The sequence below is a fragment of the Luteimonas chenhongjianii genome (assembly GCF_002327105.1).
In the GTDB taxonomy this organism is placed as follows: domain Bacteria; phylum Pseudomonadota; class Gammaproteobacteria; order Xanthomonadales; family Xanthomonadaceae; genus Luteimonas; species Luteimonas chenhongjianii.
The window spans coordinates 629472-650036 of the sequence record NZ_CP023406.1 but is presented as its reverse complement, the minus strand read 5'-3'; the positions used below and the strand labels follow the sequence as shown (position 1 = coordinate 650036).

General features: G+C 68.3%; 15 protein-coding genes. 9 read left to right on the top strand and 6 right to left on the bottom strand.

Translation table 11 applies throughout. The features are described from left to right. Positions 1-68: 68 nt before the first annotated feature. Entirely contained in the window at positions 69-512 is a 444-nt protein-coding gene (locus CNR27_RS15415) for an EF-hand domain-containing protein (RefSeq protein WP_158613480.1), read from the top strand. Between the two features lie 12 nt (positions 513-524). Here CNR27_RS15415 and speA read toward each other — a convergent pair whose 3' ends face one another. Then, on the bottom strand, positions 525-2414 hold the full coding sequence (speA, locus tag CNR27_RS02940) for an arginine decarboxylase (RefSeq protein ID WP_096296867.1): 1890 nt from the start codon (positions 2412-2414) through the stop codon (positions 525-527). 288 nt (positions 2415-2702) lie between these two features. Here speA and speE point away from each other — a divergent pair, with 288 nt between their 5' ends. After that, on the top strand, positions 2703-3554 hold the full coding sequence (speE, locus tag CNR27_RS02935; protein ID WP_096296866.1) for a polyamine aminopropyltransferase: 852 nt from the start codon (positions 2703-2705) through the stop codon (positions 3552-3554). Between the two features lie 412 nt (positions 3555-3966). Here speE and CNR27_RS02930 read toward each other — a convergent pair whose 3' ends face one another. Further along, positions 3967-4305 carry a P-II family nitrogen regulator gene (locus CNR27_RS02930; protein ID WP_096008039.1) on the bottom strand — a complete coding sequence of 113 codons (339 nt, stop codon included), beginning with the start codon at positions 4303-4305 and terminating at the stop codon, positions 3967-3969. 218 nt (positions 4306-4523) lie between these two features. On the opposite strand from CNR27_RS02930, the gene ubiK reads away from it, so the two are divergent. The 3 genes from ubiK to CNR27_RS02915 all read left to right on the top strand — a co-directional run bounded on the left by ubiK (position 4524) and on the right by CNR27_RS02915 (position 8708). Beyond that, the gene (ubiK, locus tag CNR27_RS02925; RefSeq protein WP_096296865.1) at positions 4524-4814 is read left to right on the top strand and encodes a ubiquinone biosynthesis accessory factor UbiK; all 291 of its coding nucleotides are present in this window, start codon (positions 4524-4526) and stop codon (positions 4812-4814) included. Positions 4815-4823: 9 nt separating this feature from the next. Continuing rightward, the gene (locus CNR27_RS02920; protein ID WP_096296864.1) at positions 4824-6338 is read left to right on the top strand and encodes a YifB family Mg chelatase-like AAA ATPase; all 1515 of its coding nucleotides are present in this window, start codon (positions 4824-4826) and stop codon (positions 6336-6338) included. Positions 6339-6614: 276 nt separating this feature from the next. Further along, positions 6615-8708, top strand: coding sequence for a S9 family peptidase (locus CNR27_RS02915; RefSeq protein WP_096296863.1), 2094 nt, complete (start codon positions 6615-6617; stop codon positions 8706-8708). Positions 8709-8786: 78 nt separating this feature from the next. On the opposite strand, the gene aceA is transcribed toward CNR27_RS02915, so the two are convergent. Both aceA and aceB read right to left on the bottom strand, forming a co-directional pair. Continuing rightward, positions 8787-10118 carry an isocitrate lyase gene (gene aceA, locus CNR27_RS02910; RefSeq protein WP_096296862.1) on the bottom strand — a complete coding sequence of 444 codons (1332 nt, stop codon included), beginning with the start codon at positions 10116-10118 and terminating at the stop codon, positions 8787-8789. 57 nt (positions 10119-10175) lie between these two features. Beyond that, positions 10176-11765, bottom strand: coding sequence for a malate synthase A (gene aceB / locus CNR27_RS02905; RefSeq protein WP_245815788.1), 1590 nt, complete (start codon positions 11763-11765; stop codon positions 10176-10178). Between the two features lie 172 nt (positions 11766-11937). Between aceB and CNR27_RS02900 the strand changes: the two genes are divergently transcribed. Beyond that, complete coding sequence (locus tag CNR27_RS02900) at positions 11938-12906, top strand: LysR family transcriptional regulator (RefSeq protein ID WP_096296860.1); 969 nt, start codon at positions 11938-11940, stop codon at positions 12904-12906. A gap of 71 nt (positions 12907-12977) precedes the next feature. Here CNR27_RS02900 and CNR27_RS02895 read toward each other — a convergent pair whose 3' ends face one another. Continuing rightward, entirely contained in the window at positions 12978-15152 is a 2175-nt protein-coding gene (locus tag CNR27_RS02895) for a glycoside hydrolase family 3 N-terminal domain-containing protein (protein ID WP_096296859.1), read from the bottom strand. Positions 15153-15247: 95 nt separating this feature from the next. Further along, positions 15248-15439 (bottom strand): hypothetical protein, encoded by a 192-nt coding sequence (locus CNR27_RS02890; RefSeq protein WP_096296858.1) that lies wholly within the window; start codon positions 15437-15439, stop codon positions 15248-15250. A 131-nt stretch (positions 15440-15570) separates the two neighbouring features. Here CNR27_RS02890 and ku point away from each other — a divergent pair, with 131 nt between their 5' ends. From ku to CNR27_RS02875, 3 genes are all read left to right on the top strand, one after another. Beyond that, complete coding sequence (ku, locus tag CNR27_RS02885; protein ID WP_096300208.1) at positions 15571-16503, top strand: non-homologous end joining protein Ku; 933 nt, start codon at positions 15571-15573, stop codon at positions 16501-16503. Position 16504: 1 nt separating this feature from the next. Further along, positions 16505-19123: a DNA ligase D gene (ligD, locus tag CNR27_RS02880; RefSeq protein WP_096296857.1), complete on the top strand. Its 2619-nt coding sequence runs from the start codon at positions 16505-16507 to the stop codon at positions 19121-19123. A gap of 181 nt (positions 19124-19304) precedes the next feature. Next, positions 19305-20231, top strand: a complete 927-nt coding sequence (locus tag CNR27_RS02875; RefSeq protein WP_096296856.1) for a 2OG-Fe(II) oxygenase — start codon at positions 19305-19307, stop codon at positions 20229-20231. The last annotated feature ends 334 nt before the right edge of the window (positions 20232-20565 follow it).

Sequence of the window (20565 nt, the reverse complement as noted above, 5' to 3'; positions counted from 1 at the left end):
CCCCGCCGCGAGTCCGAGCGCTGCGCGCCTTGCTAACGTGTCGGCAACCCCAGGCAGGACGCCACGCAATGAAGGGATTCTCCGCCGCCACGCTGATGCCGCTGCTGTTGATGACACTGCCGTGCTGGAGCAATCCACGCGGCGCTGCGCAGGTCGAGAGCGTGTTCCGCGAGGCCGATGCCAATCGTGACGGCGTGATCACCGTGGCCGAAAGCGACGTGGCGACCGCCCGCGAATTCCGCAGGCACGATCTCGATGGCGACGGTCTCTGGAGTGTTGCCGAAGTCCGCAAGCAGCAGCTCGATGCGGGCGCCTCGTCGCTTCCGCCCGACCTCCAGGCGAAGGTGATTAGCGGCGTTCTCGCCTTCTACGATCTCGACGGCGATGGCCGCATCACCCTGGCCAACTTCCAGCAGGGGCAGCTCGGCCTGCTGCTGCAGGCCGACTTCGACAGGGACGGCCAAGTGACGCTGCAGGAGGCGCGACAGCTGTTCGGCGTCGCGCCGCGCTGAGCGCGGCCCGCATCACTCCAGCGGTGTGTCGTCCAGATAGGTGTAGCCGGTGAGCCCGGCCTCGAGCGCATCCTTGAGCCGCTGCGATTCGTCGCCCGGCAGCGATGCATCGTCGACCAGCTCGACATAGCGCGCGCGCAGGTCCGGCAGTGCATAGCCCACGTAGTCCAGCATCACGTCGGTGGTGTCACCGCGGCGCTGCTGCGCGACCGCGAAGCCGTTGCCATCGATCTTCACTTCGATCGCATCGGTGTCGCCGAAGAGGTTGTGGATGTCGCCGAGGATCTCCTGGTAGGCGCCCACCATGAAGAACCCCAGCCGGTACTGCTCGCCCTTGCGCAGCGGATGCAGCGGCAGCGAGCTGTCGAGGTCCTCGTTCTCGACGTAGATGTCGATCTTGCCGTCGGAATCGCAGGTCAGATCCGCGATCACGCCACGACGCTCGGGCATCTCGTCCAGACGTTCGATCGGCACGATCGGGAACACCTGTTCGATCGCCCAGACATCGGGCATCGATTCGAACACGCTGAAGTTGACGAAGTACTTGTCGACCAGGCGCTCGTTGAGTTCGTCGAGCAGCGGACGGTGGCTCTTCTCGTCGAAGGTCAGGCGCGCGCGCACCGCATGGGCGATCGCATAGAAGAGATCGTCGATGCGCGCGCGATGGGTGAGATCGAGCTGGCCGAGCGCGTACAGTGCCAGGCCCTCGGCATGCTGGTGCTGCGCTTCGTGGAACAGCTCCACCGCCGGGCGCGAACTCAGTTCGCCATGCAACTCGCGCAGGTTGGCGACCACTGCCGGCTCGTCATCGTGGACGTCAGGCACGCGGCCTTCGGGGGCGCGCTCGACTTCCGAGACATTGGCGACCAGCACCGCGTGGTGGGCGGTCATCGCGCGGCCGCATTCGGTGACGATGCGCGGCGGGGTAAGCCCGTGCTCGGCGCAGGCCTGGGCCAGCGGCTGCACGATCGAGCCGGCGTACTGGCGCACGCTGTAGTTGACCGAGTTGTAGCTGCGCGAGCGGGTGCCCTCGTAATCCACACCCAGACCACCACCGACGTCGACGTGGCTGATCACCGCGCCAAGCCTGCTCAGCTCTACGAAGTAGCGCGTCGCCTCGCGCATGCCGTTGGCGATGTCGCGGACATTGGAGATCTGCGAGCCCATGTGGAAATGCAGCAGCTGCAGGCAGTCGGCCATGCCGGCATCGCGCAGCTTCTTCCACAGGTCCAGCAGCTGGCGCGGGTTGAGGCCGAACTTGGCCTTGTCGCCGCCGCTGTTCTGCCACTTGCCGGCCCCCAGCGAGGCCAGCCGCATGCGCACGCCCAGGCCCGGCTTGACCCCGAGCGCGGCGGCCTCTTCCATCACCAGCGCCAGTTCGGAGGGCTTTTCGACGACGATGAACGTCTGCAGCCCGAGTTTGCGGCCGATCAGCGCCAGACGGATGTATTCGCGGTCCTTGTAGCCGTTGCAGACCACCAGCCCACCCGGCCGAGACAGCGCCAGCACCGCCATCAGTTCCGGCTTGCTGCCCGCTTCCAGGCCGAAGCCGTCACCGTGGTGGCTGGCCAGGGTGCCGGCGACGCCGCGGTGCTGGTTGACCTTGATCGGGTAGACCGCCGTGTAGCCGCCCGGGTATTCCCACTGCGCCTGGGCCTGCGCGAACGCCTCCTGCAAGCGCGCGAGACGGTCACCGAGGATATCGGGGAAGCGCACCAGCATCGGCAGCTGCGCGCCATTGGCGCGCGCCGCATCGACAGCCTCCGACAGCGCAATGGTCGGGCCGTGGGCGCCGCGCGGCGACACGACGATGCGACCCGCGTCGTCGACGTCGAAATACCCTTCGCTCCAGTGCGGGATCGAATAGGTCTTGCGGGCGAGGTCGGTGGACCAGGCGGTCATCGGCGGCATTCCGGGTGTACGTGGGCCGCATAGTCTAGGGGCTGGCGCCCCAAGCGACGGTGACTCGCGTCCAGCGGCACCGGCACCGGCAGCGGGCGCGAACGCTGGGGCGCATGGGCGACCGTGCGCACCCGCCGCGCGAGGCTTGGCTGGGCCCCATCCACGGTCTTTGTGGGGGGGCGCCGCGCATGCGGGCGCGGATTTCCGCCGCGAAGCGGGCCCGGCGACCCCGAGCGGTCACGGACCCTCGGCTACAATGCGCGCCCCCACACCCATGGACCTGCGCGCATGACCGCCCCGACCTGGCTCTACGAGAATTTCGACAACTCCGGCTCGGCGATCGGGTTCCGCGTCAACGCCAAGCTCGACGAGGTGCAGTCGCCGTTCCAGAAGATCGAGATCTATGAATCGACCGACTGGGGCAACGTGATGCTGATCGACGGCGCGATGATGGTCACCACGCGCGACAACTTCCTCTACCACGAGATGATGTCCCACCCGGCGCTGTTCACCCACGCCGCGCCGAAGACCGTCGTCATCATCGGCGGCGGCGATTGCGGCACGCTGCGCGAAGTGCTGCGCCACCCGGGCGTCGAGAAGGCCGTGCAGTGCGACATCGACGAGCAGGTCACGCGCATGGCGGAGAAGCACTTTCCCGAGCTGTGCGAATCCAATAGCGACCCGCGCGCCGAGATCCTCTTCGATGACGGCATCGCCTACATGGCGAACTGCGCGCCCGGCAGCGTCGACATCGTGATCGTCGATTCGACCGATCCGGTCGGCCCGGCCGAAGGCCTGTTCAACAAGGCGTTCTTCGAAAGCTGCCACCGCGCGCTGAAGGACGACGGCATCCTCGTCCAGCAGTCGGAATCGCCGCTGGTGCTGCTGGAGCTGATCCAGGCCATGCGCGCCGAGATGGGCAAGGCCGGCTTCACGACGTTCCAGACCCTGCCGTTCCCGCAGCCGTGCTACCCGACCGGCTGGTGGAGTTGCACGCTGGCGCGCAAGGGCCAGGGTTTCGACTTCCGCGAGGCCGACGCACGCGCCAAGCCGTTCGAAACGCTCTACTACACCGCCGACATCCACAAGGGCGCGCAGTCGCTGCCGCCGTTCGTGGCGAAGGCGCTGGGCGAAGGCTGAACGCTCCGCAGAGGCAACCCTGTTACCGGGCGTGCACTATGCGCGCCCATCGCGGACGACCAGAAGGCGTCCGCTGATGCGGAGACTCGCGCCTCGCTCCCGTAGGTGAAATAACCCCCCGGATACGGCGTAGCTCAGCCTGCGGGCGGATATTGGCGGGACCGTAATGCACGCCCCTGACGGTCGGCGCCTTCGCGCAGAACCGGTCCGCGCCATAGGCGCATGCGCTGAGTCGTTGTCGTGACTGCGCATCTGCAAGGGCAGCCCGAAGCGTCCAGGCCCGTGGCCATCCCCTCCTCAGCTGACAGCCACACCCTGACGTGTCGCCAGGCGCTGATCGACCCGCCGCTGGGCTGGCCGCGACGGCCACTGCGTCGCGTGCCTGCGCGGGCGTTCAGCCGTGAGCCGTAGCTCAGATCGCGTCGGCATCCAGTTCGCCGGTACGGATCCGCACCGCGCGCTCGAGCTCGTAGACGAAGATCTTGCCATCGCCGATCTTGCCCATGCCGGCCGACTTGAGGATCGCCTCGACCACGTTGTCGACGATGTCGTCGGTGACCACGATCTCGAGCTTCACCTTGGGCAGGAAGTCGACGACGTATTCGGCGCCCCGGTAGAGCTCGGTATGGCCCTTCTGGCGGCCGAAGCCCTTGACCTCGGTAACGGTGATGCCGTTGACGCCGACATCGGCGAGTGCTTCGCGCACGTCGTCGAGCTTGAACGGCTTGATGATCGCCATGACCATTTTCATCGCATGGCCCTCCCCGGAAATGGATTCGGGGAAAGGATACGCCACGCTCACGGGCGGCCCCACACGATCCATGCACCGGGCCGCTTGTCGCGTCCCGACCCGCATGCTGTAGTGCCGCCCCGCGAGGCGCAGGGATTCCCTACTGCGGCCCACGGCCGCAGCCGACGGCATGCGATCCCACCCCGCGCGAGTCTGAGCCTGCAATCGAGGAACCTGTGATGATCCACCTCAACACCATCGACGAACTGGCCCGCCGCCTCAGTGGCCTGGTGCCGCCCGGCCTGCGCGAAACCCGCGACGACATCCAGGAAAACTTCAAGGCGGTGCTGCAGTCGGGACTTGCCAAGCTCGATCTCGTGACCCGCGAGGAGTTCGAAGTGCAGCGCGCGGTGTTGCTGCGTACGCGCGAGAAGCTCGAGGCACTTGAAGCTCAGGTGCGCCAGATCGAAGCGCAGGCATCGCACCCCACCGGCGGCGATACCGCCAGTACCGGCAGCAACGCGCACTGAGGAGACTCCATGGGACTTGCGCTCGTGCACGGACGTGCGCGCGCAGGCATCCGCGCCCCCGAGGTCAAGGTCGAAGTCCATCTCGGCGGCGGTCTGCCCTCGATGTCGATCGTCGGATTGCCGGAAGCCGCGGTGCGGGAAGCCAAGGACCGGGTACGTGCCGCCATCCAGTGCGCGCAGTACGAATTTCCCGCACGCCGGATCACCGTCAACCTTGCGCCTGCCGACCTGCCCAAGGGCGGCGGGCGCTTCGACCTGCCGATCGCACTGGGAATCCTGGCCGCCAGCGGGCAGATTCCGGCCGAGGCACTGCGCGACTGGGAATTCCTCGGTGAGCTGGGACTGACCGGCGAGCTGCGTGGCATCGACGGCGCACTGCCCGCTGCGCTCGCGGTCGCCGGCACCGGGCGCTCACTGCTGGTGCCGGTGGCCAATGGCGCGGAGGCGGCGCTGGCCTCGGACGTGCCGGTGCATACCGCGCGCACGTTGCTGGAGGTCTGCGCGATGCTCGGCGGGCGCAAGACCCTGCCCCGGGCCACGCCGCCACCGCAACGTGCATTGCCGTCGATCGATCTGCGCGATGTTCGTGGACAGACGCAGGCGCGCCGGGCGCTCGAGATCGCGGCGGCCGGCGGTCACCACCTGCTGTTCGTGGGGCCGCCCGGCTGCGGCAAGACTCTGCTGGCTTCGCGCCTGCCCGGCCTGCTGCCGCCGTCGAGCGAGGCAGAGGCGTTGGAAACCGCGGCGGTGCAGTCGATCAGCGGACGCGGTCTCGATCCCACCGTGTGGCGCGCGCGGCCATTCCGCAGCCCGCATCACACCGCCAGCGCGATCGCGCTGGTCGGTGGCGGTGGTGAGCCGCGGCCCGGCGAGGTGTCCCTGGCGCACAACGGCGTGCTGTTTCTCGACGAGTTGCCCGAATGGAGCCGCCAGGCGCTGGAAGTGCTGCGTGAACCGATGGAGTCGGGCGTCGTGACGATCTCCCGGGCCGCGCGCCAGAGCGAATTTCCGGCCCGCTTCCAGCTGGTGGCGGCGATGAATCCCTGCCCATGCGGCTGGGCCGGCGACATCTCCGGGCGCTGCCGCTGCTCGGCCGATGCCATCGCGCGCTACCGCGCGCGGATCTCCGGTCCACTGCTGGACCGCATCGACCTGCACGTGGAAGTGCCCCGGTTGCCCCCCGCTGCGCTGCGACCCGACGCCCCCGGCGGCGAGCCCAGCGCGCTCGTCGCTGCGCGCGTGAGCGAGGCGCGCGAGCGCCAGCACGCGCGTGCAGGTGTGCTCAACGCCCGGCTCGACCAGAGCGGCACCGCCCGTGACTGTCGCCTCGCCGCCGCCGACCAGGCGTTGCTCGAGCGAGCGATCGAAGCCCTGCACCTCTCGGCGCGCGCAATGCACCGCATCCTGCGCGTCGCCCGCACGATCGCCGACCTCGACGGCTGCAAGGACATCAGCCAGGCGCACCTCACCGAAGCGCTCGGATATCGCGGGATCAGCGGCAGCGCCGAGATGGGCGCTGCCTAATCCCGTTGCCAGCCACGCTCCGCACCTGACGACTTCTTCCAACGCCATCGGATTGCCGGCATGCCAGCGTGCCACGCAAATTCCCCGGGGAAACCATGCGCCCACTCCCGCTCACGACCGGCGTGGCCTTTTGCGCTGTTACCGCTTCCGGGAGGCGGCGGTCTCGTCGCCGCAGTGGGTTCACTGCCGGGGTCACCCCCCTTGTGCTTGACGCGTTGCAAACATCGGCGCCATCGCGCTAGCGTCAGCCGGCGCCACTCACTCAGGGGACAACCAATGCGTCAACTCATGCTCGCGACCGGCATCGCCGTCGCGCTGACCGCCTGTGGCGGTCGCAATGAACCTGCCGATCCTGCCGCGCAGGCACCCGCCGCTGCCGCGCCGAAGACGCTGGCCGATGTCGAACTGATCCCCCGCGAAGCGCTGTTCGGCAATCCCGAGCGCGCCGCCGTGCAGCTGAGCCCGGACGGGCAGTACCTGAGCTGGATCGCGCCGGTCGACGGCACGATGAATGTCTGGGTCGCGCCGGCCGACAATCCGACCGCGGCGAAGGCGGTCACCCAGGACACCGCGCGCGGTATCCGCAGCTATTTCTGGACCTACAAGCCGGGCACGCTGCTGTACCTGCGCGACACCGGCGGTGACGAGGATTTCCATCTGTTCGCGGTGGACGTGGAGAGCGCGCAGTCGCGCGATCTCACACCGTTCCCCAAGACCACCGCACAGGTCGTCGGCGTCAGCCATCGCCAGCCCGACACCTTGCTGGTGGGCATGAACGACCGCGACCCGCAGTGGCACGATCTCTACAGGGTCGATCTCGCCAGCGGCGAGCGCAGCCTGGTCGAGCAGAACACCGACCAGATCGCCGGCTACATCGCCGATGCCGATTACGCGCTGCGCTTCGCGTCGCGCAGTCGGCCCGATGGCGGCATGGACGTCCTGCGTCGCAACGGCGATGCCTGGGAGGTCCAGGACGACATTCCGTTCGAGGACGTGCTGACCACCACGCCCACCGGGCTGACCGAAGACGGCCGGACGCTCTACATGTCCGACTCACGCGATCGCAACACCGCGGCGCTGTATGCCATCGACACGACCAGCGGCGAGAAGACGCTCGTGCATCAGGATCCGCGCGCCGATGTCGGCGGCGGCCTGACCGATCCGCGCACCGGTGTGCTGCAGGCGGTGTCGGTCGACTACCTGCGCGAGGAATGGACCCCGCTCGACGACAGCATCAAGGCCGATCTCGCCAGGCTCGAGGCGATCGGCCCGGGCGAGGTCTCGATCAACAGCCGGACTCTGGACGACAAGCATTGGCTGGTCGCGTACTCGGCCGCCGAATCACCGGTGGTCTACTACCGTTACGACCGCGGCGAGAACGGTGCCGAAGGCACCTTGACCAAGTTGTTCTCCGGCCGGCCGGCGCTGGACGGCAAGCCGCTGGTGCCGATGTGGCCGCTGGAGCTCAAGTCGCGCGATGGCCTCACCCTCGTCAGCTATCTCACCCTGCCCAAGCACGCCGACGCCGACAACGACGGCAAGGCCGATGCACCGGTGCCGATGGTCTTGCTGGTGCACGGCGGCCCGTGGGCGCGCGACGGTTACGGCTACAGCTCGATGGACCAGTGGCTGGCGAACCGGGGGTATGCGGTGCTGAGCGTGAACTTCCGCGGCTCGACCGGCTTCGGCAAGGAATTCACCAACGCCGGCAACGGCGAGTGGGCGGCGAAGATGCACGACGATCTGATCGACGCCGTGCAGTGGGCGGTCGACAGTGGGGTCACCACGCCCGACAAGGTCGCGATCATGGGTGGCAGCTACGGCGGCTACGCCACGCTGGTCGGCCTGACGTTCACGCCGGAGACGTTCGCCTGCGGCGTCGACATCGTCGGCCCGGCCAACCTCAATACGTTGCTGTCGACGGTGCCGCCGTACTGGGCGAGCTTCTTCGAGCAACTGACCCGGCGCATGGGCGACCCGCGCACCGACGAAGGCAAGGCCTGGTTGACCGAGCGCTCGCCGCTGAGCCGCGCCGATGCGATCACCAAGCCGCTGCTGATCGGCCAGGGTGCGAACGATCCGCGCGTGAAGCAGGCCGAAAGCGACCAGATCGTCGAGGCGATGACCGCGAAGAACATCCCGGTCACCTATGTGCTGTTCCCCGACGAAGGCCACGGCTTCGCACGGCCCGAGAACAACAAGGCTTTCAACGCGGTGGCCGAAGGCTTCCTCGAGACCTGCCTGGGCGGGCGCTCGCAGCCGATCGGTGAGGAATTCACCGGTTCGAGCATCACCGTGCCGACGGGAGCCGACGGCGTGCCGGGGCTGGCCGAAGCACTGAAGTCGCACACGCAGGAAGTCCGCAAGTAACGACCGGCCAGCTTGGCCGCTGCGCAACAGAGAGGCCGGGCATTGCCCCGGCCTCTTTGCTTCGTCGCGACCCGGGACTCAGGCCGCCTTTGTCTCGTGGAACTGGTTCTCTTCCGTCGAGCCCGTCAGCGCGGTCACGCTCGACGCGCCGCCCTGGATGACCGTGGTCACGTCGTCGAAGTAGCCGGCGCCGACCTCCTGCTGGTGCGAGACGAAGGTGTAGCCCTTGTCGCGGGCGGCGAATTCGCGTTCCTGGACCTGTTCGACGTAATGCTTCATGCCTTGGCCGCGGGCGTAGTCATGGGCGAACTGGAAGCTGTTGAACCAGTTGATGTGGATGCCGGCCAGAGTGATGAACTGGAACTTGTAGCCCAGCGCCGACAGGTCGTCCTGGAAGCGCGCGATCTGCGCGTCGTCGAGGTTCTTCTTCCAGTTGAAGCTCGGCGAGCAGTTGTAGCTGAGCAGCTTGCCGGGGTGCTGTGCATGCACGGCCTGCGCGAACTCGCGCGCGAAGCCGATGTCGGGCGTGCCGGTCTCGCACCACACGAGATCCGCGTACGGCGCATACGCCACGCCGCGGCTGATCGCCTGCTCCAGGCCATTGCGCACCTTGTAGAAGCCTTCGGCCGTGCGCTCGCCGGTGACGAAGGGTGCGTCATTGGCGTCGAAATCCGAGGTCAGCAGGGTCGCGGCTTCGGCATCGGTGCGCGCGAGCACGATCGCCGGCACGCCGAGCACGTCGGCCGCGAGCCGCGCGGCGATGAGCTTCTGCACCGCCTCCTGCGTGGGCACCAGCACCTTGCCGCCCATGTGGCCGCACTTCTTGACCGCCGCCAGCTGGTCCTCGAAATGCACACCGGCCGCGCCGGCGACCAGCATGTTCTTCATCAGTTCGTAGGCGTTGAGCACGCCGCCGAAGCCGGCTTCGCCGTCGGCGACGATGGGCAGGAAGAAATCGATCGCGTCGTCCTCGTCGAGCTTGCCGTCGGCGATGGCCTTCCACTGGATCTCGTCGGCGCGCTGGAAGGTGTTGTTGATCCGGCGGACCATCGTCGGCACCGAGTCGTAGGCATACAGCGACTGGTCCGGATACATCGTCTCGGAGCTGTTGCCGTCGGCGGCCACCTGCCAGCCGGACAGATACACCGCTTCCAGCCCCGCCTTGGCCTGCTGCATCGCCTGGCCGGCGCTGATCGCGCCGAAGGCGTTGACGTAGCCCTTCTTCGCATCCCCGTTGACCAGCGCCCACAGCTTCTCCGCGCCGCGCCTGGCAAGCGTGTGCTCGGGCTGCACGCTGCCGCGCAGGCGCACGACATCGGCAGCGGAGTACGGTCGCTGGATACCGCGCCAGCGCGGGTTGCGGCTCCAATCCTGCTGCAGGGCATCGATCTGTTGCTCACGGGTGTTCATGGCGGATCTCCTTCGCAAAACGGGAATGGACCGAGGCGATCGGGATGGCGCGCGCCCTCAGGGCAGGCGCGCGTAGGCCGGCACGGTGAGGAAGTCTTCGAGGGTCTCGCGCAGCGTCAGTGCCTCCAGCATCGCGATGGCCTCCGGCACGCGGGCCGCTCCCGGGATGTCCAGGCCCGCCAGCTTCGAGGGCAGGCCCAGCAGCACGCGGTCCAGCAGCGCGGCATCGATCGCGGTGCCGTCGTCGAGATGCAGCGGCGCGTGGCCGTCGTCGGCGTAGTGGATCCATTGCCACAACTGCGCGCGTGCGATCTCGGCGGTCGCCGCGTCCTCCATCATGTGGTGGATCGGTACGCAGCCATTGCCGTCGAGCCAGGCGGCGATGTAGCGCACACAGACCTCGACATTGCCGTCGAACCCTGCCCGGCTGATCGTGCCGATCGGCGGCGCGATCAGATCGTCCCGGTCGACCAGCACGTCATCACGCGTCATCGCGTGCTGGTGCGGGCCGCGCATGCGCTCGTCGAAGACCTGCCTGGCCAGTGGGATCAGCGCCGGGTGCGCGACCCAGGTGCCGTCATGGCCCGCGGTGACCTCGCGCAGCTTGTCGGCGCGCACGCGCGACATCGCGATCTCGTTGGCGGTCGCATCGTCGGCGATCGGGATCTGCGCGGCCATGCCGCCCATCGCGTGCGCGCCGCGGCGATGACAGGTCTGGATCAGCAGCTCGGAGTACGCCTTGAGGAACGGCTGCGCCATCGTGACCTGGGCGCGCTCGGGCAGTACGCGGTCGCGGTGCCGCCGGAAGGTCTTGATGTAGGAGAAGATGTAGTCCCAGCGGCCGCAGTTGAGGCCCGCGACGCGGTCCTTGAGCGCGTGCAGGATCTCGTCCATCTCGAACACCGCAGGCAGCGTTTCGATCAGCACGGTGACGCGGATCTGGCCGCCCGGCAGGCCGAGCCTGCGCTCGATATAGGCCAGTACGTCGTCCCACAGCCGGGCCTCGTCCGCCGATTCCAGCTTGGGGATGTAGAAGTACGGGCCGCGATCCTTCGCCGCCAGCGCATGGGCGTTGTGGAACGCGAACAGGCCCGCGTCGAACAGCGCAGCCGACATCGGCGCCTGTGACCCGGCGCCCGGGCCGTCGCCGATGCACACGTGCTTCTCGTCGAGGTGCCAGCCGCGGGGCCGCACCAGCAGCACGGCGCGCTGGTCCTCGGGCCTGAGCGTGTAGCGCTTGCCGCCCGGCGCGTTGAATTCCAGGGTGCCGGCAACGGCATCGCGCAGTGCGCGCTGTCCGGTCAGCAGGTTGTGCCAGGTGGGGGCGGTCGAGTCCTCGAAGTCGGCCATGTAGCAGTTGGCGCCGGAGTTCAGCGCGTTGATGACCATCTTCGGGTCGACCGGCCCGGTGATCTCGACCCGGCGGTCGCGCAGGGCCGCCGGCAGCGGCGCCACCCGCCATTCGGTTTCGCGGATAGCCCGGCTGGCGACGCGGAAGTCCGGGAGCGCGCCGGCATCGTATGCGGCCTGGCGCTCGCCCCGGGCCGTGAGCAAGGCCCGTCGGCGCGGTTCGAAACGCTGGTGCAGTTCGGCCAGGAACGCCAGCGCCGGGGCATCGAGCAGATCGGTCGCGGTGTCGGCGGGCAAGGTGAAGCGGGGTGCATCGGCAGACGGGGCGGTTTTGATGACGGCATTCACAGGCTGCGGATCCTTGTCGCGCTCGGCGGAGCGGGTGTTGCCGACGGTCCGCCCGGCGCGGCTATTTGACAATCCAGTTATGTCAATGCTTAGCATTAGCTGGACTTATAGGAATGCCGCGATGCCGTCCAAGTCACTGCCGCCGCAGAGATTTCCGTACAAGAGCGATCGGCTGAAACCGCTGCGCGCGTTCTGTCAGACCACGCGGCTCGGTTCAGTTTCGCGTGCCGCGGAAGCCCTCTATGTCAGCCAGCCGGCAATCTCGTTGCAGTTGCAGGCGCTCGAGCGCGAACTCGGCGTCAAGCTGCTCGAGCGCAGCGGCCGGCGCCTGGTCCCGACCCGCGAGGGGGAAGCGCTGTATGCGCTGGCCATGCCGCTGGTGGAGGGGCTCGATGCCCTGCCGGCGGCCTTCAGGCGCGAGATCGGCGGGCTCGATGCGGGCGAGCTGAAGGTGGCGGCCAACAGTTCGACGATCCTCTACCTGCTGCCGCGTATCGTCGACCTGTTCCGCCGCCAGCACCCCGACGTGCGTCTGTCGCTGCAGGATGCGATCACCGCCGATGGCACCGACCTGCTGCGCAGCGACGCCGTCGACCTCGTTGTCGGTTCGATGGTCGATGTGCCGGGTGACCTCAGCTACGCGCCTGTCTACCGGTTCGACCCGATCCTGCTGACGCCCCTCGACCATGCCCTGGCGCGGTCGAAGCGGCTGACACTCGAGGAGATCGCCCGCTACGGCCTGATCCTGCCGCCGAAACGCCAGGTCACCTACCGTCTCGTCGACCAGGTATTCCAGCAGGCTCGGCTGCCCTACACGGTGGCGCTGGAGGTCGGCGGCTGGGAAGTGATCAAGCAGTACGTGGCGATGGGCATGGGCATCTCGGTCGTCAGTTCGATCTGCCTGGCCGCAGATGACGCCGAGCGGCTGGCGACGCGCCCGGTCGCGGAATGGTTCCCGCCACGCAGCTATGGCGTGGTCGTGCGCAAGGGCAAGGTGCTTTCACCGCAGGCGCGGGCGTTCATCGAACTCATCCGCCCCGACCTGTTCTCGCGACGCGACCGGGAAGATCCCGGCCACTCGGAGCGCTGACGGCCGCCGGCGCCGCCCCACCGCTCGACCACCTCCACAGGCGCGCCGGCGGGCGCGCCCGTGGCAGCAAATCAACGGATCAGGGTGAACTGCGCCGCCATACCCGTCTCCGAGCTCGGGGCGATCCAGACTTCGAACAGGCCCGGCTCGGCGGAGAACGCGCCGCTGCGGGTGGTGAAGGCGAGCTGGTCGCGCCGCAGCGTGAACGAGACCGTGGCGTGCGCGCCGGGCTCGAGGGCGACCTTGCGGAAATCCTTGAGCTCGCGGATCGGCCGCACGCGGCTGGCGACACGGTCGTGGATGTAGAGCTGCACGACCTCCTCGCCGGCGCGGTCGCCGTCGTTGCGCAGCGTCACCGACGCCGTCAGCGTGCCGTCCCAGTCGAGCGTGTCGGACGACAGTTGGACGTCGCCATAGACGAAGCGCGTGTACGACAGGCCATGACCGAATGGATACAGCGGGCTGTGCGGCATCTCCCGCCAGCGGCTCTTGAACTCGCTCATCTCCGGCAGCTCCGGGCGGCCGGTGCGCTGCCGGTTGTAGTACAGCGGCTGCTGGCCGGAGTCGCGCGGAAAACTGACCGGCAGACGTGCGGACGGGTTGTAGTCGCCCAGCAGCACGTCGGCAATCGCGGGACCGGTGGCGGTGCCAAGGAACCAGGTCGCGACAATCGCCTGCGCATCGCGCACCGCGCCCTGCAATGCCAGCGCGCGGCCATGGCGCAGCAGCACGACCATCGGCGTGCCGGTCGCGGCGACAGCCTCGGCCAGCGCCTGCTGCGCGGGCGGCACGATGATCTGCGTGCGCGACTGTGCCTCGCCGCTGTAGCCCTGCGGCTCGCCGATCGCCAGCAGCACGACATCGGCCTCGCGCGCGGCTTCCACCGCCGCTTCGATGCCGCCATCAATGGCCTCTTCCATGGCGCTGCCATCGACGACCGTCAGTGCATCGCCGTCGTCGAGCGCCGCGCGCAGCCCGTCTTCGAGGTTGACGTACAGCGTCTTGTCGCCGAACAGCGTCCAGCAGCCCTCGAGGTTGTCGCGGTCCCGGGCATACGGGCCGATCAACGCGATCCGCTGGCCGGACTTCTTCAGCGGCAGCAGCTCGCCCTCGTTCTTCAGCAGCACGATCGACCGGCGCGCGGCGTCGCGCGCGAGGTCGAAATGCAGCGCCTGCGGATCGAGCGCAGCCTCGGCCTGCGGATCCAGCGAGCGGTAGGGATCGTCGAACAGGCCGATCGCCTGCTTGACGGCAAGCACGCGCCGCACGCCGCGGTCGATCGCGGCCATCGACACCTCGCCGCTGGCCACCAGCTCCGGCAGGTGCGTGGCATAGAGACCGCTCTGCATGCTCATGTCGACGCCCGCCGTGAACGAGAGCCTGGTCGCCTCGCGATCGTCGGCGGCGAAGCCATGCGCGACGAGCTCGAAGTCGGCGGTGTAGTCGGAGACCACGAAGCCCTTGAAGCCCCATTCGCCGCGCAGCAGGTCGGTCAGCAGGCCATCGTGCGCCGACGCCGGCACCCCGTTGATGTCGTTGAAGGCGCTCATCACCGTCATCGCGCCGGCATCGAGCGCGGCCTTGAACGGGGGCAGGTGCACGTCGCGCAGCGTGCCTTCGGAGATCTCGACACTGTTGTAGTCGAGCCCCCCCATCACCGCGCCGTAGCCGACGAAATGCTTTGGCGTGGCGAGCAGGGAGTCGTGCGCGGTGAGATCGTCGCCCTGGAAACCGCGCACGCGCGCGGCGGCGAATGCGTTCGCCAGCACCACGTCCTCGCCCGCCGCCTCGGCCACGCGGCCCCAGCGTTGATCACGCGCGATGTCGAGGGTGGGTGCGAATGTCCAGTGCAGGCCGCATGCGGTCGCTTCGATCGCCGCCGCGCGGGCGGTGCGCTGCGCCAGCGCCGGCTCGAAGCTGGCGGCCTCGCCCAGTGGAATCGGAAACACCGTGCGCATGCCATGGATCACGTCGGCGCCCATCAGCAGCGGGATCCCGAGCCGGCTTTCCTCCACCGCGATACGTTGCGATTCGTATCCCTGACGCGCTCCGACGCCGTTGAACACGGCCCCGACGCGCCCGGCTCGGATCTGGGCGCGCAACTCGTCCGCATCGCGCTCGTTCATGTCGGGATTCACGTCGGCGGCGAAGGGCCGCAGCATGTCGGCGAAAATGCCGAGCTGGCCGATCTTCTCCTCGAGCGTCATCTGCGCGAGCAGGGCCTCGAGGCGGTCGTCTAGGCGCATCCTTCTATCCGTGTAACCGGTTACAGCGGAGGATTATAGGCTGCGCGTCCGAAGGCCGCTCCCGTGACGGATCGGGCCCGGCGATCCGTCACCGATCAGTCGGTCCGCTGCGGCGGCTCCGGCTCGGGCGGCGGCGGGTCCCCGGCAGGCACGAAGGGCGAGACCGGATCGCTGGCCGGGAACGTCTCTTCCAGGGCCTCGTCCTGGTTGTCCTCGCGATGGCCCTTGGACGTGTCGTGCCCGGGGGCCGCTGGCGTCCGCGGCGTGCTGGTGGGGTTCTGGCTCATGCCGCCACGTTGATCCGGGGCATGACGAGACGGCGTGAAACCCGCTGGCGCTTGACGCCGGTTGCACGGGACCGGTGCAAGCCTCCGCCATCCCGCCCGGCACCCCGCCGGGCACCGCAATGGAGGCCGTCATGGCGCGTCCCATCTGGTCCGGCTCGCTGTCCTTCGGCCTGCTCAACATCCCGGTCTCGCTGATGTCCGGGGAGCGCAGAACCGACCTGAGCTTCCGGATGCTGGATTCGCGCGACAAGAAGCCGATCCGCTTCGAGCGGGTCAACGCCGACACCGGCGAGGAAGTGCCATGGAAGGAGATCGTCAAGGCCTTCGAGTACGACAAGGGCAGCTATGTCGTCATCGAGAAGGAAGACATCGCCTCGGCGGCGCCCGAATCGCACGAGTCGGTCGATGTCGAAGCCTTCGTCGACGCCGGCAGTATCGGCGTGCGCTTCTACGAGAAGCCGTATGTGCTGGTGCCAGGCAAGAAGGCCGAGAAGGGCTACGTGCTGTTGCGCGAGACGCTCAAGAAGACGGGCAAGGTCGGCGTGGCCCGCGTGGTCATCCGCACCCGTGAATACCTGTGCGCGGTGATGCCGGAGGGCGATGCCCTGATCCTGATGCTGTTGCGCTACCCGCAGGAACTCGTTGATCCCAACGACTACAAACTGCCCGAGGGCTCGGCGTCGAGCTATCGGATCGCCGACAAGGAATTCGACATGGCCGCCCAACTGATCGAGTCGATGTCGGCCGAATGGGCGCCCGATGCCTATCACGACGAGTTCCGCGAACGCCTGTCGGAGATCATCAAACAGCGTATCGAGGCCAAGGGCGCGACGGCGAAGGTGACCGAGGAATCGCCGCACCGGGAGGACGCGGCGACCAACGTTGTGGACTTCGTCGCTCTGCTGCAGAAGAGCCTCGGCGAGAACCGCCGCACGCCGGCCAAGGCCGAAGCCACGACGCCGGTCAAGAAGACCGCCAAGACCGTCACCAAGAAGACCGCGAAGAAGGCCGCCAAGAAGACCGCGTCCCCGGCGGCGAAGAAGGCCGTACGCAAGGCCTCGTGACGTGTCGCTAACCGAATACCGGCGCAAGCGGCGCTTCGATACGACCCGCGAGCCCGAGCCGGGCAAGCCCGCGCCGCGTGGCCAGCGTGCGATCTTCGTCGTCCAGCTGCACCATGCCAGCCGCCGCCATTACGATTTCCGTCTGCAGATCGGCGATGCGCTCAAGAGCTGGGCGGTGCCCAAGGGGCCCAGCTACGATCCGGCCGTCAAGCGCATGGCGGTCGAGGTCGAAGACCATCCGCTCGATTACGCGGGCTTCGAAGGCGAGATTCCCAAAGGGGAATACGGCGGTGGCCATGTCGCCCGCTTCGACACCGGGGTGTGGGCTGCCGACGGCGACCCGGAGGAAGGGCTAGCCAAGGGCCATCTGCGTTTCGAACTCTTCGGTCGCAAGCTGAAGGGTCGATGGCATCTGGTGCGATCCCACAAGCCGGCGCGTCAGCCGCAATGGCTGCTGTTCAAGGACCGCGACGAGTTCGCCGGCGCGCTCGAGGCAGACGATCTTCTGGCCGATATCCCCCCGCCGCCAGCCGAGGATGCGAAACGCGCCGGCACCGGCAAGGCGCGCAAGCGCAAGGAGCGCGAGGTCGAGGCGCCAGCCAAGCGCAGCGATGACTGGGCGGCCGCCGCGCGCAGGCTCGACGGTGCCAGGCGCGGCGCGGCGCCGGACGGGCCCTTCGCCCCGCAGCTCGCCAAGCTCGGCGACGCCGCGCCGCAGGGCGAGGCCTGGCTGCACGAACTCAAGTGGGACGGTTACCGCCTGCTGGCCACCGTGGCCCGCGGCAAGGTGCGGCTGTGGTCGCGCAATGCGATCGAATGGACCGCCAAGGTCCCCGAGATCACCGCCGCGGTCGCGCGGCTGGGCCTGAAATCGGCCGCGTTCGATGGCGAGCTCATTGCCGGGCGCGGCAGCCGCGAAGACTTCAACCTGCTGCAGGGCACGCTCTCGGGCGAGCGCCAGGGCGCCTTGGCGCTGGTGCTGTTCGACCTGCTGCATGTCGACGGCGTCGACATCTCCGATGCGCCGCTGTTCGCGCGCAAGGCGCTGCTGCAGCGCATTCTCGGCGAGAGGCCGCCGGCGCACCTGGCCTACAGCGCGCACATCGAAGGCGCGGCCGAGACCGCGGTGGAACTGGCCTCGGAATCGGGCTTCGAAGGCATCATCTCCAAGCGCGGCGACCGCCCCTATCGCCCCGGCCGCGGCGACGACTGGCGCAAGACCAAGGAGCTGGCCAGCGACGAATACGCGGTCGTCGGTTACACACCGCCCAAGGGCAGCCGCAACGGTTTCGGTTCGCTGCTGCTGGCCCGGCCCGATCCCGAGCACGGCTGGCGCTATGCGGGCCGCGTGGGCTCGGGCTTCAGCGATGCGCTGCTGACCGAGCTGACCCCGAGGATCGGCCGCGCTGGACGCGACGTGCCCACGGTCTTCGTGCCACCCAACGACACCGACCTGCGTGCGGCGAAATGGTTTGCGCCGAGATTCGTCGTCGAGGTCTTCTCGCGCGGCACCGGAGGGCATGGGCTTCTGCGCCAGCCATCGCTCAAGGCGGTGCGCCCCGACAAGTCCGTGGACGATCTGCATGACAGCGACCGCAATGGAGACGACACGATGGCGAGTCCGACAGCGACCCCGACGCCACGCAAGCGCGCCGCAGCCAAGACCGCGAAGCCGGCCACGGCCTCGGCGCCGAAACGCGCTGCGGCCGCCAGGACCGGGCGGGCCGCAAGCACCGGGTCAGCCACCACTTCGGACGCGCCGCGCACGCCGCCCACCCTGTCGAGTCCCGAGAAGGTGCTGTTTCCCGGCGACACGCTGACCAAGCGCGATGTCGCCGACTACTACACCGCGGCGATGCCCTGGTTGCTGCCCGAGATCGCCGGCCGTCCCCAGTCGGTGATCCGCTGCCCGGGCGGCATCGCCAGTGCCTGCTTCTTCCAGAAGCACCACACCGCGGGCATGACCCTGGTCGAGACGGTGCGGCTCAAGGAGGAGTCGGGCAGCGGTGACTACCTCGTCGTCAACGATGCCGCCGCCGCGCTCGAGCTGGTGCAGTTCAATGCGCTGGAGTTCCACCCCTGGGGGGCGCATGCGGATGCGCCCGACATCGCCGACCGCATCGTGTTCGATCTCGATCCGGGTGAAGGCGTCAGCTGGCCCGACATCGTCGCCGCCGCGCGACATGTCCGTGAGCTGCTCAAGCAGCTGGGGCTGGAGTCGTTCGTGCGCACGACGGGAGGAAAGGGCCTGCATGTCGTCGCGCCACTGTCGCCCGGCGCCGACTGGAGCGTGGTCAAGCCGTTCGCGCATGCCTTCGCACAGGGCATGGTGGAACTGGACCCGCTGAAGTACGTGGCGACAGCCACAAAGAAATTCCGCAAGGACCGCATCTTCGTGGACTACCTGCGCAACGGCCGCGGTGCCACCAGCGTGGCCTCGTTCTCGCTGCGGGCACGCGCCGGCGCGCCGGTGTCGATGCCGCTGCGCTGGGAGGAGCTCGGGCGGGTGAAGTCTGGCGATGCCTTCACCCTGCGCAATGCCCCGGCGCGGCTCAAGCGGCTCAAGGCCCATCCCTGGGGCGACTACGCGACACTGCAGCAATCGCTTCCGGATCTATGAGGACGAGCGGCTTCGGGCGTCCGCGAACCTCGGCCACGCGGATGCTTCCCCACCGTCAGCTGTCGGGGGTAACCGATGCCTCCAACGGGAGCGCGCTGCCGTAAGCGGCGCCACCCGGAACGTCCTGACGGCGATTGGCGCTGGGCTACACTCCCGGTCCTCGACGACTTCAGCACGGCCCATGGACGGAACGCCTCGCACCTCGATCATCAACACGCCCGTTCTCGAGGCTGCTGATCGCCTCGGTGCGGATTTCGTGGCGGCCCAACCGTTTCCGCACGCGGTCATCGACGAGTTCTTCGCACCGGCTTTCGCCAGGCGCCTGCTGGCCGAGTTTCCGGGTTTCGAGCAGGGCAACTTCATCGGCGACGATGGCCAGCCGGGCGGCAAGTCCACATCCGACAAGGTGCGACAGCTGGGCCCGGCCTACCGCGAGCTGGACGATGCAATCCGGAGCCAGGAATTCCTGCAGCTGCTGTCGCGGCTGACCGGAATCGAATCGCTGATCTACGACCCCTGGTATCTGGGCGGCGGCACGCACGAAAACCGTGACGGCATGAGCCTGGATCCCCATGTGGATTTCAACTTCCATCCGAGCGAACGCTGGCATCGCCGGCTCAATCTGATCATCTATCTCAACCCCGTCTGGGACGCGCAGTGGGGCGGCAATTTCGAACTGTTCCGCGACCCGCACGGCTCGCCGCGTCCGGATGTCTCCATCGCGCCGGCCTTCAACCGCTGCGCCATCTTCGAGACGTCGGAACGCTCCTGGCACGGGTTCGACCGGATCCGGTTGCCGCCCGAACATGCGGGCCTGACGCGTCGGTCCATCGCGCTCTACTTCTATACGAAGGACCGGCCGACGGACGAGATCGCGGAGCGGCATACGACGTACTACGTCAACCGGCAGCTGCCCGAGCGGTTCGTCGAAGGTGCAGTCCTCGACGCCGCGGACGTGGCCGAGATGCGCGAACTGGTCAGCCAGCGCGACGCGCACATCCGCATGCTCTACGCGGAGAACACCGCACTGCGAAAGGCGCAGGACGCCGGGATCGGTGGCCAGCTCGTCTATCTGGCCAAACGCGCCTACGTCCGCTTCAGGCGCTGACGCGGGCGCCGCGGCACCGGTCGTCCTGCGGCAGGCCGCACTGGAGCGATCGTCCGGTTGGTTCCGTGCCTTGCCGGCGGACGTTTTCGTACAAGTCGCGTAGCGGCGCTGCAAGCACGCGGCGGTTGCCCACCGTCATCGAAGGAACGCGGCGCGGGCAATCCGCCGATACGACCGCGCATCGACGCCCCCGCAGAACGCCAGTCCTTCGACACCGGCCGCATCTCAGCCGCGCATGCGCGGATCTTTCGACCCCGGTCGGGTCCGACGAGCCAGCGGGCAAGTGGGCAGGGCTGCGGCCTGAGGCGGCGCGTGCCGGCGCGGGTGCATGCTA